Below are 15,927 nucleotides of genomic sequence, written 5' to 3'. Positions count from 1 at the left end.
CTCCCTTGGCTGCTGCTCGCAACGCATCCACATCCACCACCAACAAGAACGGACGCGGAGTCTCCCGCCTCTCGTTCGCCAAGATCTCCGACAAGCTCGAGGTCCCTGACCTTCTCGCCCTCCAGACCGAATCCTTCGGCTGGCTGGTCGGCAACGACGACTGGAAGGCCCGGGTCGCCGAAGCCAAGAAGGCCGGTCGCACCGACGTCAACGAGAACAGCGGTCTCGGCGAGATCTTCGAGGAGATCTCTCCGATCGAAGACCTCGGCGAAACGATGCAGCTGAGCTTCACGAACCCGTATCTCGAGCCGGAGAAGTACTCGATCGACGAGTGCAAGGAGCGTGGCAAGACCTACGCCGCTCCGCTGTACGTCGAGGCCGAGTTCATGAACCACCTCACCGGTGAGATCAAGACGCAGACCGTCTTCATGGGCGACTTCCCGCTGCAGACCGGCAAGGGCACGTTCATCATCAACGGCTCCGAGCGCGTCGTCGTCTCGCAGCTCGTGCGCTCGCCCGGTGTCTACTTCGACAAGACGCCGGACAAGACGTCCGATAAGGACATCGTCACCGCACGCGTCATTCCGAGCCGTGGTGCATGGCTCGAGTTCGAGGTCGACAAGCGCGACCAGGTGGGCGTGCGCATCGACCGCAAGCGCAAGCAGTCGGTCACGGTCTTCCTCAAGGCGCTGGGCATGACCAGCGAAGAGATCCTCACCGAGTTCGCCGGTTTCCCGTCGATCGAGGAGACTCTGGCGAAGGACACCATCCTCACCAAGGAAGACGCGCTGCGCGACATCTACCGCAAGCTGCGTCCAGGCGAGCAGGTCGCCGCTGAGGCCGCCCGCGCGCTGCTCGACAACTTCTACTTCAACTCGAAGCGCTACGACCTGGCCAAGGTGGGTCGTTACAAGATCAACCAGAAGCTCGGCCTCGCAGCCCCGCTGACGGACTCTGTTCTGACGGTGGAAGACATCGTCGCGACGATCAAGTACATGGTGCGCCTGCACCGTGGCGACGAGTCGTTCGAAGGCATCCGCTCGGGCAAGAAGGCCGACATCCGGATCGCCACCGACGACATCGACAACTTCGGCAACCGTCGCATCCGCGCCGTCGGCGAGCTCATCCAGAACCAGGTCCGCACCGGTCTGTCCCGCATGGAGCGCGTCGTCCGCGAGCGCATGACCACGCAGGACATCGAGGCGATCACCCCGCAGACTCTGATCAACGTGCGCCCCGTCGTCGCCGCGATCAAGGAGTTCTTCGGCACCTCGCAGCTGTCGCAGTTCATGGATCAGAACAACCCGCTCGCGGGCCTGACCAACAAGCGCCGCCTCTCGGCCCTCGGCCCTGGTGGCCTGAGCCGTGACCGCGCCGGCGTCGAGGTCCGTGACGTGCACCCCTCGCACTACGGCCGCATGTGCCCGATCGAGACGCCGGAAGGCCCGAACATCGGCCTGATCGGTGCGCTCGCGACCTTCGCGCGCATCAACTCCTTCGGCTTCATCGAGACGCCGTACCGTCGTGTCTCCGATGGCGTGGTCACCGACCAGATCGACTACCTCACGGCATCCGAAGAGGTCGACTTCAACATCGCGCAGGCGAACGCCCCGCTCGACAAGAAGAACCGCTTCAGCGAAGACCAGGTTCTCGCCCGCCCCCGTGGCGGCAACGGTGAGGTCGACCTGTTCCTCCCCGAGGAGATCGGCTACATGGATGTCTCCCCGCGCCAGATGGTGTCGGTGGCGACCTCGCTCGTTCCGTTCCTCGAGCACGATGACGCCCAGCGCGCCCTGATGGGTGCCAACATGCAGCGTCAGGCTGTGCCGCTGCTCCGCTCCGACTCGCCGCTGGTCGGCACCGGTATGGAGGGCTACACCGCCATCGACGCAGGTGACGTCGTCACCGCAGCCAAGGCCGGTGTCGTCAGCGAGGTCTCTGCAGACCGCATCGTCGTCATGCTCGACGAGGGTGGCACGCAGGAATACCACCTGCGCAAGTTCGACCGCTCGAACCAGGGCACGTCCTACAACCAGCGCGTCGTCGTCAACGCCGGTGAGCGCGTGGAGGTCGGCGAGGTCCTCGCAGACGGCCCCGCCACCGAGAACGGCGAGCTTGCGCTCGGCAAGAACCTGCTCGTCGCGTTCATGCCGTGGGAAGGCCACAACTTCGAGGACGCGATTATCCTCAGCCAGGAGTTGGTGAAGGACGACACCCTCTCTTCGATTCACATCGAGGAGTACGAGGTCGACGCTCGCGACACGAAGCTCGGCAAGGAGGAGATCACCCGTGACCTCCCCAACGTCAGCCCCGAGCTGCTGAAGGACCTCGACGAGCGCGGCATCATCCGCATCGGCGCCGAGGTTCGCCCCGGCGACATCCTCGTCGGCAAGGTCACGCCCAAGGGCGAGACCGAGCTGTCGGCCGAGGAGCGTCTGCTCCGCGCGATCTTCAACGAGAAGAGCCGCGAGGTTCGCGACACGTCGCTCAAGGTGCCGCACGGTGAGCAGGGCACGATCATCGCCGTCAAGGAGTTCAACGCCGAAGAGGGCGACGACGAGCTCGGCTCGGGCGTCAACCGCCGCGTCGTGGTCTACATCGCCCAGAAGCGCAAGATCACTGAGGGCGACAAGCTCGCCGGCCGTCACGGCAACAAGGGCGTCATCGCGAAGATTCTCCCCGTCGAAGACATGCCGTTCCTCGCGGATGGCACGCCCGTCGACGTGGTGCTCAACCCGCTCGGCATCCCGGGCCGCATGAACTTCGGCCAGGTGCTGGAGACCCACCTCGGGTGGATCGCCAAGCAGGGCTGGAAGGTCGAGGGCAACCCCGAGTGGGCTGTGAAGCTGCCTGAGGAAGCGCGCGACGTCGCTCCGAACACCAAGGTTGCGACCCCGGTGTTCGACGGTGCCAGTGAGCACGAGATCTCCGGATTGCTCGACTCCACGCGGGTCACCCGTGATGGCGATCGCCTGATCGGCGCATCCGGCAAGACGCTGCTGTTCGACGGTCGCTCCGGCGAGCCGTTCCCGGCACCTGTCTCGGTGGGCTACATGTACATCCTGAAGCTGCACCACCTCGTCGACGACAAGATCCACGCACGTTCCACGGGTCCGTACTCGATGATCACCCAGCAGCCGCTCGGCGGTAAGGCGCAGTTCGGTGGACAGCGCTTCGGTGAGATGGAGGTGTGGGCCCTCGAGGCCTACGGCGCCGCATACGCGCTGCAGGAGCTCCTCACGATCAAGTCCGACGACATCCTCGGCCGCGTCAAGGTGTACGAGGCGATCGTCAAGGGCGAGAACATCCAGGAGCCCGGCATCCCCGAGTCCTTCAAGGTGCTCTTGAAGGAGATGCAGTCGCTCTGCCTGAACGTCGAGGTCCTCTCGGCCGATGGCACCGCAGTCAACCTGCGAGACACCGATGACGAGGCCTTCCGTGCAGCGGAAGAGCTCGGCATCAACATCTCCAGCCGTTTCGAAGCCGCATCGATCGACGAGATCTGACCCGGTCCTTTCGATTAGCGACAGATTTTCTACACAGGAGAACTAGTGCTCGAATCAACAACTTTCGATGAGCTTCGAATCGGCCTCGCCACCGCTGACGACATCCGCGGATGGTCGTACGGTGAGGTCAAGAAGCCAGAGACAATCAACTACCGCACGCTGAAGCCTGAGAAGGACGGCCTCTTCGGCGAGCAGATCTTCGGACCCTCCCGCGACTGGGAGTGCGCCTGCGGCAAGTACAAGCGCGTCCGCTTCAAGGGCATCGTCTGCGAGCGCTGCGGCGTGGAGGTCACCAAGAGCTCCGTCCGTCGTGAGCGCATGGGCCACATCGAGCTCGCCGCTCCCGTCACGCACATCTGGTACTTCAAGGGTGTGCCCTCGCGGCTCGGCTACCTGCTCGACATGGCGCCGAAGGACCTCGAGAAGGTCATCTACTTCGCCGCCTACATGGTGATCTCGGTCGACGAGGATGCTCGTCACCGCGACCTCGCCACGCAGGAGAACAACATCCGTCTCGAGCTGAAGACGCTCGGCGACCGCCGCGATGCCAAGATCGCGGAGCGCCTGGCCAAGCTCGAAGAGGACCTCGCTGCTCTTGAGGCAGAGGGTGCCAAGGCGGATGCCAAGAAGAAGGTCAAGGACGCCGCCGAGAAGGAGATGACTCTCACCCGCAAGGGTGCCGACGAGGCCATCGCCAAGCTCGAGCGCGTGTGGGAGGACTTCCGCACGCTCGAGGTGGGTGCTCTTCGTCCCGAGGACGACGTCTTCTACGAGCTGCAGGACCGCTTCGGTCAGTACTTCGAGGCCTACATGGGCGCCGAGTCGATCAAGCGTCGCCTGGAGTCCTTCGACTTGAAGGCCGAGTCCGAGAACCTGCACCTGCAGATCTCTGAGGGCAAGGGCCAGCGCAAGATTCGCGCGATCAAGCGCCTGAAGGTCGTCAACTCGTTCCTGGAGACCGGCATGAGCCCGGCCGCCATGGTCCTCGACGTCGTTCCGGTGATCCCGCCGGAGCTGCGCCCGATGGTCCAGCTCGACGGTGGCCGCTTCGCCACCAGCGATCTGAACGACCTGTACCGCCGCGTCATCAACCGCAACAACCGTCTGCGTCGTCTGATCGACCTCGGTGCCCCCGAGATCATCGTCAACAACGAGAAGCGGATGCTGCAGGAGGCCGTCGACGCACTGTTCGACAACGGCCGCCGTGGTCGCCCCGTCACCGGTACCGGAAACCGCGCACTGAAGTCCCTCAGCGACATGCTGAAGGGCAAGCAGGGTCGTTTCCGTCAGAACCTGCTCGGCAAGCGCGTGGACTACTCGGGCCGTTCGGTCATCGTGGTGGGCCCGCAGTTGAAGCTGCACCAGTGCGGTCTGCCCAAGCAGATGGCTCTGGAGCTGTTCAAGCCGTTCGTGATCAAGCGTCTGATCGACCTCGGTCACTCGCAGAACATCAAGGCCGCCAAGCGCGCTGTCGAGCGCACCCGTGGCGAGGTCTGGGACGTGCTCGAGGAGATCATCCGCGAGCGCCCCGTGCTGCTGAACCGCGCACCTACCCTGCACCGTCTGGGCATCCAGGCCTTCGAGCCTCAGCTCGTCGAGGGCAAGGCCATCCAGCTGCACCCGCTCGTCTGCGCGGCGTTCAACGCCGACTTCGACGGTGACCAGATGGCTGTGCACCTGCCGCTGTCGGTCGAGGCTCAGGCCGAGGCCCGCGTGCTGATGCTGGCGTCGAACAACATCCTCAAGCCGTCTGACGGCCGTCCGGTCACCCTGCCTTCGCAGGACATGATCATCGGTCTGCACCACCTGACCACGGTCAAGGAGGGCGCAGCCGGTGAGGGTCGTGCGTTCGGCTCGGTCTCCGAGGCGATCCTGGCGAAGGACGAGGGCACCCTCGACCTTCAGGCGAAGATTCGCATCCGCGTTCCCGGTCTCACCTTCCTTGAGGGCGAGGCTCCGGAGGGCTACGAGCGTCACGGGCTCCTCGACGCTTCGCTCGGTCAGGCGATCTTCAACGGCGCGCTCCCCAAGGGCTACCCGTTCGTGCGTGAGCAGGCCGACAAGGGCAAGCTGTCGCAGATCGTGAACAAGCTGGCCGAGGAATACCCCAAGGTCGAGACGGCCGCCACGCTGGACCGCATCAAGGATGCTGGCTTCCACTGGGCGACTCGCTCGGGCGTCACGGTTGCTCTCAGCGACATCCTCACTCCTCCGAACAAGAAGGAGATCGTCGGTCGTTACGAGAAGCTGGCCGCGAAGGTTCAGTCGCAGTACGACAAGGGTCTGACGACGGATGCTGAGCGCCGCCAGGAGCTCATCAAGATCTGGACCGAGGCAACTGACGAGGTCCAGGCCGCGATGCGCGCCAACTTCCCCGAGGACAACACGATCAACCGCATGGTGACGTCGGGTGCCCGTGGTAACTGGCTGCAGATCCGCAACATCGCGGGTATGCGCGGTCTGGTGAACAACCCCAAGGGTGAGATCATCCCCCGTCCGATCATCTCCTCGTACCGCGAGGGTCTGTCGGTGGCGGAGTACTTCATCGCGACGCACGGTACCCGTAAGGGTCTGGCTGACACCGCTCTGCGTACCGCCGACTCGGGTTACCTGACCCGTCGTCTGGTGGATGTCTCGCAGGACGTCATCATCCGCGAAGAGGACTGCGGCACGTCGAAGGGCCTCGAGCTCCCGATCGCTGCTCCGAACTCGCAGGGCGAGCTGGTGCGCGACCCGAACGTCGAGAACTCGGTGTTCGCTCGCACCCTGGCATCCGAAGCCGTCAACTCGGCTGGCGAGGTCGTCGCGACTGCTGGTGAAGACGTCGGCGACGTGCTCATCGACAAGCTGGTCGAGGCGGGTGTCGAGACCATCAAGGTGCGCTCGGTGCTGACCTGCGACTCCGCTGTCGGTGTGTGCGCACAGTGCTACGGCCGTTCGCTGGCGACGGGCAAGACCGTCGACATCGGCGAGGCTGTCGGCATCATCGCTGCGCAGTCGATCGGTGAGCCTGGAACCCAGCTGACGATGCGTACCTTCCACACGGGTGGTTCGGCTTCGGCTGATGACATCACCCAGGGTCTGCCGCGTGTGCAGGAGCTCTTCGAGGCGCGCACCCCGAAGGGTGCCTCTCCCATCGCCGAGGCCGATGGCCGCATCGCGATCGAAGAGAACGAGAAGGGCAAGCGCGTCATCCTGACGCCCGACAGCGGTGACGAAGAGGTGGTCTACCCGGTGCTGAGGCGTGCAACGCTTCTCGTCGAGGACGGCCAGCATGTCACCGTCGGTCAGCCCCTTCTGGTCGGCACCCTCGACCCGAAGGAGGTCATGCGCGTCATGGGCGCCCGCGAGGTGCAGCGTTACCTCGTCAGCGGCGTGCAGGGCGTCTACCGCTCGCAGGGTGTGCCGATCCACGACAAGCACATCGAGGTCATCGTGCGTCAGATGCTGCGGAAGGTCACCGTGGTCGACCACGCTGACACGACGCTGCTTCCGGGCGAGATGGTCGACCTGAAGCGCTACCAGCAGATCAACCGCGAGGCTGTGTCCGAGGGCAAGCGCCCGGCATCGGGTCGCCCCGAGCTGATGGGTATTACGAAGGCGTCGCTTGCGACGGAGTCGTGGCTGTCGGCTGCTTCCTTCCAGGAGACGACCCGCGTGCTCACGCAGGCCGCCATGGAAGGCAAGCGCGACCCGCTGGTCGGCCTCAAGGAGAACGTCATCATCGGAAAGCTGATTCCTGCCGGAACCGGTCTGAACCGATACCGCGACATCACTGTCGAGGCGACGGAAGAAGCCAAGAGTGAGCGCTACCCGAACCGGATCTTCGCATCCGACGGCGCGTACGCTGAGGGCGACTTCGGCTACGTCGACTTCGACGCGTTCTCCACGGACGACATCACCCCCGGTACGTACAACTGATTGTCGAGCCGACGAGCTTGCTCGTTCGGCCGAGCCGATTGAAAGTTGTCGAGCGACGAAGTCGCGAACACAGCTGAGGTTGAGCTGATCCACTGAGAGGCCCCGGGTTCTTCGGAACTCGGGGCCTTCTCCGTCCCCGTCGCAGGGTCAGCCGAAGACGTGCTCGATGATGCTGGACGTATAGCCGTCGGGCGCGAGGTTGGAGTACCGGGTGTCGATGAGCACACTGTCGCGCCAGAACAGGGTGCGTCCGTCGGTGACGGGATACTGCGTGTTCTGCCAGGTCTTCTCGCAGCGCGTGCCGCCATCGGGGGCGAAACAGGTGAATCCTTCGTCGGCGACGAGCATGTTCAACATGTCTAGGGCAGGGCCACGATCGATCCGTGTGATCTCGGTGGTCAAGTTCGTCGTATCGGCAGCCGGGTCGCCCCAGACGCACAGCAGTGAGCCGTCTTCGCGTGGACCCGACAGGTCGAATGCGGGATCGTTGAGCGGCACGTCCGCGAACTGATCGAGCACGGCCTGCGAAAGGATCGCCCGGCAGTCGGTCGGCAGAGCGATGGGGGTTGAGGTGGGCGTCGGCGTGGGGCTCGCGGTTCCACCACTCGGCGGCGTGGTCTCGCCGTCGGGCGACGCGGATGCCGAAGAGCTGGGCCCAGGCGGTGTCGTGGGCGCGTCGCCCATAGGGCCGCATCCGACGAGGGCAACGGCCATCATGAGCACCGCGGTCGCACTGAGAAGTCGCGCCTTCATGCCGTCACCGTACCGCCATCGTCAGACACACGCGACCGACGCGCGGTTGCGCACCCGGTTAGCTTCACGAGGCAGCCAAAGGGGTACACGCGATAGTCTCGCAAGGTGAGCACAGACAACCGCGAAGTCGTCGTCATCGGCGATGCGCTGATCGACGAGATCCGGGATGCTGCCGGCATCCGCGAACTGGTCGGCGGAGCCGCTCTGAATGTCGCAGTGGGGCTGCGCCGACTGGGTGTGACCACGACGCTGATCGCTATGGTGGGCGATGACGAGCCCGGTGACCACATCCGCGAGTACCTGCAGGACCACGACGTGACGCTGATCTCCAGCCGGGCCCCGCGCGGTTCGTCCCGTGCGGTCGTGACCCGGTCGCCGAGCGGTGAGCCGCAGTACGTGTTCAACGAGGCGGCGCAGCGGCGCAGCATCCGCTACGACGGCACCGCGCGGAAAGCGATTGCGGATGCCGGGATCGTCGCCATCAGCTGCTTTCCGTTCGATGTTCCCGCTGAGGTCGACGTGCTCCTCGATGCGCTGGGAGATGCGCGCGTCGCGGTCGACCCCAACCCCCGCTCTGGAATGTTGAGCGATCGTGCCGAGTTCGTGCGCGGCTTCGAGCGGCTCGCCGCACGCTCAGAACTCGTGAAGGTTGGAGCGGACGACGCGGCGCTGTTGTACGACGGCGATCTCGATGCACTCCGGGGCCGCCTGCGCGGGCTGGGCGTGACCGCCGTGCTCGCTACGGCCGGGTCGGATGGTGCGGTGCTCGACTCGGATGCGGGCATCTTTAGCGCTCCGATCGCTACGCTGCCCGGGGCAATCGTCGACACCGTGGGTGCGGGCGATGCGACCCTCGCTGCGGTCGCTGCAGGGCTGTCCGAGGGGACCCCGACGTCAGATGCCGGGTGGCAGGAACTGCTTGATCGGGCCATGCTCATTGCCGCGGCGACCTGTCGCGCGGAGGGTGGTCTGCTGCGCACTCCAGCGTCGCTGGCGGAGTCGCAGCGTGGCGTTTTCGGCAGCTGACGGTTCGATTTCTTGACACCGCCGACGACCGGTATGCTTGGTCTTCGCGCCCCCGGTTGACTGGAAAAGCCGGACGGGGGTGTCCTGGCAAGTTGCCCGAGTGGCCAAAGGGAGCTGACTGTAAATCAGCCGCGAGAGCTTCACAGGTTCGAATCCTGTACTTGCCACCGCACCGGAAACACGCGGAACACTGAGGGGCCCAGACCTGATAGGTCGGGGCCCCTCAGTCATTCGTGCGGGCGTACGCGATCGTGACCGAAGTCACGCCACGTTGCGCACCAGGATGCGCCAGCGCTCGGGCCCCTCGTCGAGGTAGCGGGTGTTGTAGGTCGGGCCGTGCTTGGCCGAAAGCTGGGTGAGCAGCGGCACGGGGTTGTGGGTCGCCGAGATCACCATGGCCGAGCCAGGGCGCAGCGATTCGATCGCTCCGAAGATCGCCGCGTGACGTACGGCGTGCGGGATGGTCTGCACGTCGAGCTCGGGGAGCTCTTCGTCGACCTCGCCGCAGGTGCAGCCGGCGGTGGCGGACTCGTTGGTGGGCGTCTGGTTGGTCGCCTCGGAGCGCGAACGGTGGATGTCGATGTGGCCCATGATTATCTCCGTCTCTAGAAGTGCAGGATTCACTTCTTATTTTATTACACTAGAGACCGTGGAAAACCATCGGGACGCCGGAGATAATCTTCGTGTCGGCGGGAGCGGTCGCTCATCGTCGTCGCGCGAGCGGATTCTGCGTGAAGTCGAGAGCCGCGGATCAGCATCTACCGCCGAGATCGTCACCTCGACGGGCCTGCACGAGAACACCGTGCGCGAGCACCTCGAGCGCCTTCGCATCGACGGGCGCCTGCGCCGCATCCGCGCTGAGGCGCAGGGCCGGGGTCGGCCTGGCTGGCGCTGGGAGGCCCCGCCGGCCTACGCCGTCAACCCCTACGCGGGGCTCGCGCTGGCACTCGCCGATTCCCTCGCGCAGGTCGCCGCTGACCCTGTCGCGCAGGCGCGCGCTGCCGGCGTGCGCTGGGGCGCCGAGGTCGCCTCAGAGCGCACGGATGCTGCCGCCGATGCGCACGAACTCGTGCTGGAGGTCATGCGCGAGCAGGGCTTCGCGCCGGATGCCACCGCCGACGGCATCCTGCTACACAGCTGTCCGCTGCTCGCCGCGGCTGCCCGCCGCTCCGATGTGGTGTGCGCGGTGCACGAGGGCCTGGTCGAGGGCATCGCACGATCACGTGTAGAAGGAACGGATGCCGAGTTGCAGCCCTTCCAGGCAGCCGGCGCCTGCGTGCTGCACCTGCGGGCCGTCTCGTGACCCGCCCCGACAGCGGCGCCTCTAGCGAGGGCCGCGCCCCTGCCGAGCCGGCCACTCCTGCCGAGCCCGTCATTTCTATCGAGAAACCACTTCCTGCACGAGAAACCACCCCAGACGTGGTTTCTCATGCGGGAAGTGGTTTCTCGGCGAGTGTGGGTGCGGATGCTGGGGGCGTGAGTGCCGCTACAGGTGTGGGCGCGGATGCTGCGAGCGCGAGTGCCGCTACAGGTGCGGGCTCTCGTAGCGGCGCGGGCGCGCGCGGCGGCACGGGCGCGGGCACGCGTGGCGGCGGTGTCGGCGCGCACGGCGGAGCGCGCATGGCGGGTGTCCGCCGCCGAAGCACGCCGTGGCGCCTGATCTGGATGCTGCCGGCGGGCCTCGCTCTGCTCGCCGGGCTCGACGCGGGAATGATGCTGCTGGGGCTGCCCGCACCCGTCACCACTGAGCGCCTGCCCGATGTGCACGGGATGCTGCTCGTGCTCGGCTTCGTCGGCACGCTGATCAGCCTCGAGCGTGCCACCGCGCTCGGCCGCGCCTACGGCTACATCGCGCCAGCCCTGCTGGGAATCGGCGGCATCCTGCTGGTGGTCATGCCCATCCCGCTGGTGGTCGCGAAGATCGTGCTGGCCGCGGGCGCAGCATCCTTCACCCTGCTGTACGTTCCGCTCTGGCGCCGCCAGTACGACGCCGCCCTCCTCACCCAACTGCTCGCAGCCGGTCTCGCGCTCGCGGGCGCGGTGCTGTGGATCGGGCAGGACACGATGACCCGCATCATCCCCTGGATGATCGGCTTCCTAGTGCTCACCATCGCCGCCGAGCGGGTAGAGCTCGCTCGCATCACGATGGGGCCGCAGGCTGGCATCCGACTCCTCGTCCACGCCTGGGGCGTGACCGGCGCTCTCGTCGTCGGGCTCGTGTTCCCGGATGCCGGCGCGATCCTGCTGGGCATCACGCTGCTCTCACTGACCGGCTGGCTGATCGTGCACGACGTCGCGCGCCGCACCATCCGGGCGAGCGGGGTGACCCGGTACATGGCCGCGTGCATCCTCGCCGGCTACGTCTGGCTCGCCGTCGCGGGCCTCGTTCTGCTGCTCGGCTCGCCGACCGAGCAGACCGCTTACGACGCGGTGATTCACGCGGTCTTCCTCGGGTACACCTTCTCGATGATCATGGCGCACGCGACGACGATCCTGCCGGCGGTGCTGCGCGTTCCACTGCCGTATCGGCCCGCGTTCTGGGTGCCCATCTCGCTGCTCCAGGTCGCACTGATCGTGCGCGTGTGGATCGGCGACGGCCTCGGACTGCCGGTGGCCTGGCAGATCGGGGGAATGCTCGGCGTGATCGCACTGCTGCTGTTCATGCTCACGGCTGTCACCAGCGCGCTGCTCGGGGTGCCGAAGGCGCGCACGGGGGCGAAAGTGGCGGGGCGCGCAGCATCCGCCGCACTGATCCCGCGCGCAGCGGAGGAGGACTCCGGCATCGGAGGACGGATGCTGCTGAAACCTCCTCCGATGGGTGAGAAGCCCTCCGCCCCACGCGCGAACCCTGAAGGACCCGCCTCATGACTCCGAACCTCACCGGCGCACCCGGTGCCCCCGGCACGCCTTCCGCCGTCGTGAAGAAGCGCGGATTCTGGCCGATGCGCGACATTCCGACGCTGGCGTGGCTGCTGCTCGCGGCTGTGTCGACGGTGATCCACCGCTTCGTGCCGATGCCGGGGTGGCTGATGATCCACCTGCTGCTGCTCGGTGCCGTCACCCACGCGATTCTCGTGTGGAGTCAGTACTTCTCCCTCGCTCTGCTGCGCAGCGCGCTCACCGTGGCCGGGCGCCGCAATCAGAACATTCGCCTCATTCTCGCGAATGCGGGCGCCGCTGCCGTCATCACCGGTGTGATGATCGCCGTCTGGCCGGTGACGCTCGTGGGAGCCGCATCCCTGATCACCGCTGTGATCTGGCACGCCGTCAGTCTGATCAGCCGGGCGCGGTCGAGCATGCCGGGCAAGTTCGGGCGCACGACTCGCTACTACATCGTGTCGGCGGCGATGCTGACGATGGGCGCTGGCCTCGGAGCCTGGCTCGCCCGTGGCGACGATGCCCCGAACCTCGTACTCGCGCACGCACTGTTCAACCTCCTCGGCTGGATCGGAATCACGGTTGCGGGCACCGTCGTCACCCTGTGGCCCACGATCCTGCGAACCCGTGCCGATGAACACGCCGCGCTCGGCGCCGCCCGTGCCTTGCCCGCACTCGCTGGTGGCGTGGTCGTCGCGGCCGTCGCGGCTGCGGTCGGATGGCTGCCCGGTGTCGCGCTGGGGCTCGCCGCCTACCTCGCAGGCCTCATCATCATCGGCGTCTCGCTGTTCCGCGCCGCACGGCAGAAGGCGCCGCGCAGTTTCGCCGCTCTGTCTGTCGGCATGGCGCTCGTCTGGTGGGCGGGTGCGGTGGCCACGCTCGTCGTCGGCGCGGTCGTCGCAGCCATCGACACCGCTGGATTCACCACGCTGAACGGCGATGGCTTCGCCGCCCTCGCCGCCCTCTTCGGCCAGGTAGTGCCGTACCTCGCTGCGGGCTTCGCGGCTCAGGTGCTCGTCGGTGCGCTCAGCTACCTGATTCCGGTAGTCCTCGGCGGTGGCCCCGGCCCCGTTCGCGCTGGCAACGCGGTGTTCGATGCGGCGGGCCCGCTGCGGGTCACGGTCGCCAACGCGGCGCTCGTCGTCTGCGTGCTTCCGGTGTCGAGCCTCATGCGCGTGGTCGCATCGATTCTGTACCTCATCGCTATGGCGTCGTTCCTGGTCGTGATGCTGCGCGCGATGCGTGCCCAGCGCCGAGCCAAGGCCGTTGCCACTCCGACGTTGGATCACAAACGCCGGCTCCCGACCGCGGGAAGCGACGTTAGTGATCCAACGTCGCAGGAGAAGGGGGAGACGCAGGCGAAGGGGGAGACGAGCGCACACCCCCAGGGCCGTCGCGCGGGCCAGGCCGTCGCCGGGCTGCTCGCCGTCGTGCTCGTCTCGGCGGGCATGGCGATCGCCGATCCGGTCGGCCTGGGGTGGAGCGCTGCTCCCACCGGCGATGCGGATGCTCCGGTGCAGACCGTCCAGGTCGAAGCCGCCGACATGCGCTTCACGCCGAGCCGCATCGAAGTGCCGGTCGGCACCCGCCTGATCATCGAACTCACCAACACCGACACTGAGCAGGTGCACGACCTCGTCTTCGCCAACGGCATCGGCGGCACGCGCCTTGCACCCGGCGCATCGGAGACGATCGACGTCGGTGTCATCACCGCGAACCTCGACGGCTGGTGCTCGATCATCGGCCACCGCCAGATGGGCATGACGATGCAGGTCGTCGCGACCGGCGGGGACGGCGGCACGACAGTCGAAGACTCGGATGCCGGTGAGCACGGCGACCAGCAGGGCGACCACTCCGATCACGCCATGCCAGGTGCGATCGATCTGATGGGTGAGCCCGGCCCTGATTTCACTCCCTACGATGCCGAGCTCGCGCCGCTGCCGGCATCCGATTCTCCGACCACCCGCGAGGTCACTCTTGTCGCCCGCGACGAGAAGCTCGAGGTCGCGCCGGGAGTGACCCAGACGCTGTGGACGTACAACGGAACGGCTCCCGGGCCGCTGCTGCACGGACGAGTGGGCGACACCTTCGTCGTCACCCTCGTGAACAAGGGAACGATGGGGCATTCCATCGACTTCCACGCCGGGTCTCTCGCGCCCGATCAGCCGATGCGCACGATCGCACCGGGCGAGAGCGTCACCTACACGTTCAGGGCCACGCGTTCGGGAATCTGGATGTACCACTGCTCGACGATGCCGATGAGCGCACATATCGCAAACGGCATGTACGGCGCAGTCATCATCGAACCCGACGATCTGCCCGTCGTCGACCGCAGCTACGTGCTCGTGCAGGGCGAGTACTATCTCGGCGGCCACGACGGCGGCGAGGTCGACATGGACCGTCTCGCCACCCGCAACCCCGATCTCGTGACGTTCAACGGCTACGCGAACCAGTACGACCACGCGCCGCTGCCGGCGAAGGTCGGCGAACGGGTGCGGGTGTGGGTGCTGGATGCCGGAGTCGAGCGCCCCAGCAGCTTCCACGTCGTGGGCGGGCAGTTCGACACGGTCTGGTCAGAAGGCGCGTACCTCATCAACCGGGCGGTCGACACCGGAGCCCAGGTGCTGCCGCTGGCGGTCGCGCAGGGCGGATTCGTCGAGCTGACGTTCCCCGAAGCGGGTCACTATCCCTTCGTGACGCACTACATGATCGATGCCGAGCGCGGGGCTCACGGGCTGTTCGCCGTGGACTGAGCCCGCTTCTGGTTGCATCGGTGTCGCATATGGTCGCATCCGACGGGACATGGTGACCAAGTGGCACTCCGACGCGCTGCCCGGCCCCGGTCGGGCGCGCTTCGACCGCGGGTGCGTGACAACTGCTGAACCTTCGGCCACACTGAGGCCATGGGATCAGCGTTGACCACCATCGGACTCCCCGTCGCACTGGGGATCATCATGCTCGGCCTCGGGCTGAGCCTCACTCTCGCCGACTTCGCGCGGGTGCTGAAGCAGCCGAAGGCGGTGATGATCGCGCTGCTGTGCCAGCTGCTTCTGCTGCCGGCGATCTGCTTCGGCCTCGTGCTGCTGTTCCAGCTTCCGCCGGTGCTGGCGGTGGGCATGATGATGCTCGCCGCGTCACCGGGCGGCACGACGGCGAATCTCTACAGCCACCTGTTCCGCGGGGATATCGCGCTGAACATCTCGCTGACCGCGGTGAACTCGGTGATCGCGGTGATCACCCTCCCGCTGATCACGAACTTCGCGATCGGCTACTTCCAGCCGTTCGACGACCAGCTCGGGCTGCAGTGGTCGAAGGCGCTGGAGGTCTTCGCGATCGTGCTGCTGCCGGTGGCGGTGGGGATGCTGGTGCGCAGGTTCTGGCCGTCGTTCGCGAAGGGGATGGACAAGCCGGTGCGCATCGCCAGCGTCATCATCCTCGTCGTGGTGATCGGCGGTGCGGTCGCATCGAACTGGACGCTGCTAGTCGAGAACTTCGCCGGTCTCGCACTGATCACGATCGTGTTCTGCCTGATCAGTCTCGCGGTCGGATACTGGGTGCCGCGGATGCTGAAGGTCGGCGCGCGCGAATCGATCGCCACCTCGTTCGAGATCGGCATCCACAACGCCACGCTCGCGATCGTCATCGCGCAGTCGGTGCTCGGCTCGATGGAGCTGAGCCTGCCCGCAGCCATCTACGGCGTGCTGATGTTCTTCATCGCGTTCGGATTCGGATTCCTCATCCGTGAGCGCACGCCGAGCCCGGTTGCCGTCGCGGCAGGTGCGTCTTCTTAGCCTCGATTCACCGATGAGCTTGGGTTCTGAGCGAGCGTCGTGACATAGAAATG

9 protein-coding genes and 1 tRNA gene are annotated in these 15,927 nt (G+C 66.3%); 8 read left to right on the top strand and 2 right to left on the bottom strand.

The genetic code is table 11. The features are described from left to right. Positions 1 to 5 precede the first annotated feature (5 nt). Together rpoB and rpoC are read left to right on the top strand one after the other, a co-directional pair. Positions 6 to 3,506, top strand: coding sequence for a DNA-directed RNA polymerase subunit beta (rpoB, locus tag FM104_RS11730; RefSeq protein WP_087132432.1), 3,501 nt, complete (start codon positions 6 to 8; stop codon positions 3,504 to 3,506). A gap of 45 nt (positions 3,507 to 3,551) precedes the next feature. Next, positions 3,552 to 7,427 (top strand): DNA-directed RNA polymerase subunit beta', encoded by a 3,876-nt coding sequence (gene rpoC / locus FM104_RS11725; RefSeq protein WP_087132431.1) that lies wholly within the window; start codon positions 3,552 to 3,554, stop codon positions 7,425 to 7,427. A gap of 147 nt (positions 7,428 to 7,574) precedes the next feature. On the opposite strand, the gene FM104_RS11720 is transcribed toward rpoC, so the two are convergent. Further along, a complete protein-coding gene (locus FM104_RS11720) occupies positions 7,575 to 8,180 on the bottom strand; it encodes a hypothetical protein (protein WP_087132430.1) in 606 nt (201 codons plus the stop codon). Positions 8,181 to 8,285: 105 nt separating this feature from the next. Between FM104_RS11720 and FM104_RS11715 the strand changes: the two genes are divergently transcribed. Further along, positions 8,286 to 9,206: a carbohydrate kinase family protein gene (locus tag FM104_RS11715; protein WP_087132429.1), complete on the top strand. Its 921-nt coding sequence runs from the start codon at positions 8,286 to 8,288 to the stop codon at positions 9,204 to 9,206. Positions 9,207 to 9,292: 86 nt separating this feature from the next. Then, positions 9,293 to 9,373 (top strand) — tRNA-Tyr (locus tag FM104_RS11710). A gap of 94 nt (positions 9,374 to 9,467) precedes the next feature. Here FM104_RS11710 and FM104_RS11705 read toward each other — a convergent pair. Next, complete coding sequence (locus tag FM104_RS11705) at positions 9,468 to 9,797, bottom strand: DUF2249 domain-containing protein (protein WP_087132428.1); 330 nt, start codon at positions 9,795 to 9,797, stop codon at positions 9,468 to 9,470. A 58-nt stretch (positions 9,798 to 9,855) separates the two neighbouring features. Here FM104_RS11705 and FM104_RS11700 point away from each other — a divergent pair, with 58 nt between their 5' ends. The 4 genes from FM104_RS11700 to FM104_RS11685 all read left to right on the top strand — a co-directional run bounded on the left by FM104_RS11700 (position 9,856) and on the right by FM104_RS11685 (position 15,874). After that, positions 9,856 to 10,509: a hypothetical protein gene (locus FM104_RS11700; RefSeq protein WP_087132427.1), complete on the top strand. Its 654-nt coding sequence runs from the start codon at positions 9,856 to 9,858 to the stop codon at positions 10,507 to 10,509. Positions 10,510 to 10,682: 173 nt separating this feature from the next. Next, complete coding sequence (locus tag FM104_RS11695) at positions 10,683 to 12,074, top strand: hypothetical protein (protein WP_143738364.1); 1,392 nt, start codon at positions 10,683 to 10,685, stop codon at positions 12,072 to 12,074. After that, positions 12,071 to 14,836 carry a multicopper oxidase domain-containing protein gene (locus FM104_RS11690; RefSeq protein ID WP_256971634.1) on the top strand — a complete coding sequence of 922 codons (2,766 nt, stop codon included), beginning with the start codon at positions 12,071 to 12,073 and terminating at the stop codon, positions 14,834 to 14,836. The genes FM104_RS11695 and FM104_RS11690 overlap by 4 nt, the downstream gene beginning before the upstream one ends. A gap of 150 nt (positions 14,837 to 14,986) precedes the next feature. After that, on the top strand, positions 14,987 to 15,874 hold the full coding sequence (locus FM104_RS11685; RefSeq protein WP_087132425.1) for a bile acid:sodium symporter family protein: 888 nt from the start codon (positions 14,987 to 14,989) through the stop codon (positions 15,872 to 15,874). Positions 15,875 to 15,927 lie beyond the last annotated feature (53 nt).

The organism is Microbacterium esteraromaticum, assembly GCF_900163815.1.
GTDB classification, from domain to species: Bacteria; Actinomycetota; Actinomycetes; order Actinomycetales; family Microbacteriaceae; genus Microbacterium; species Microbacterium esteraromaticum_B.
Note: the sequence above shows the minus strand (reverse complement) of the source record. Positions and strands in the feature narration are given on the sequence as shown.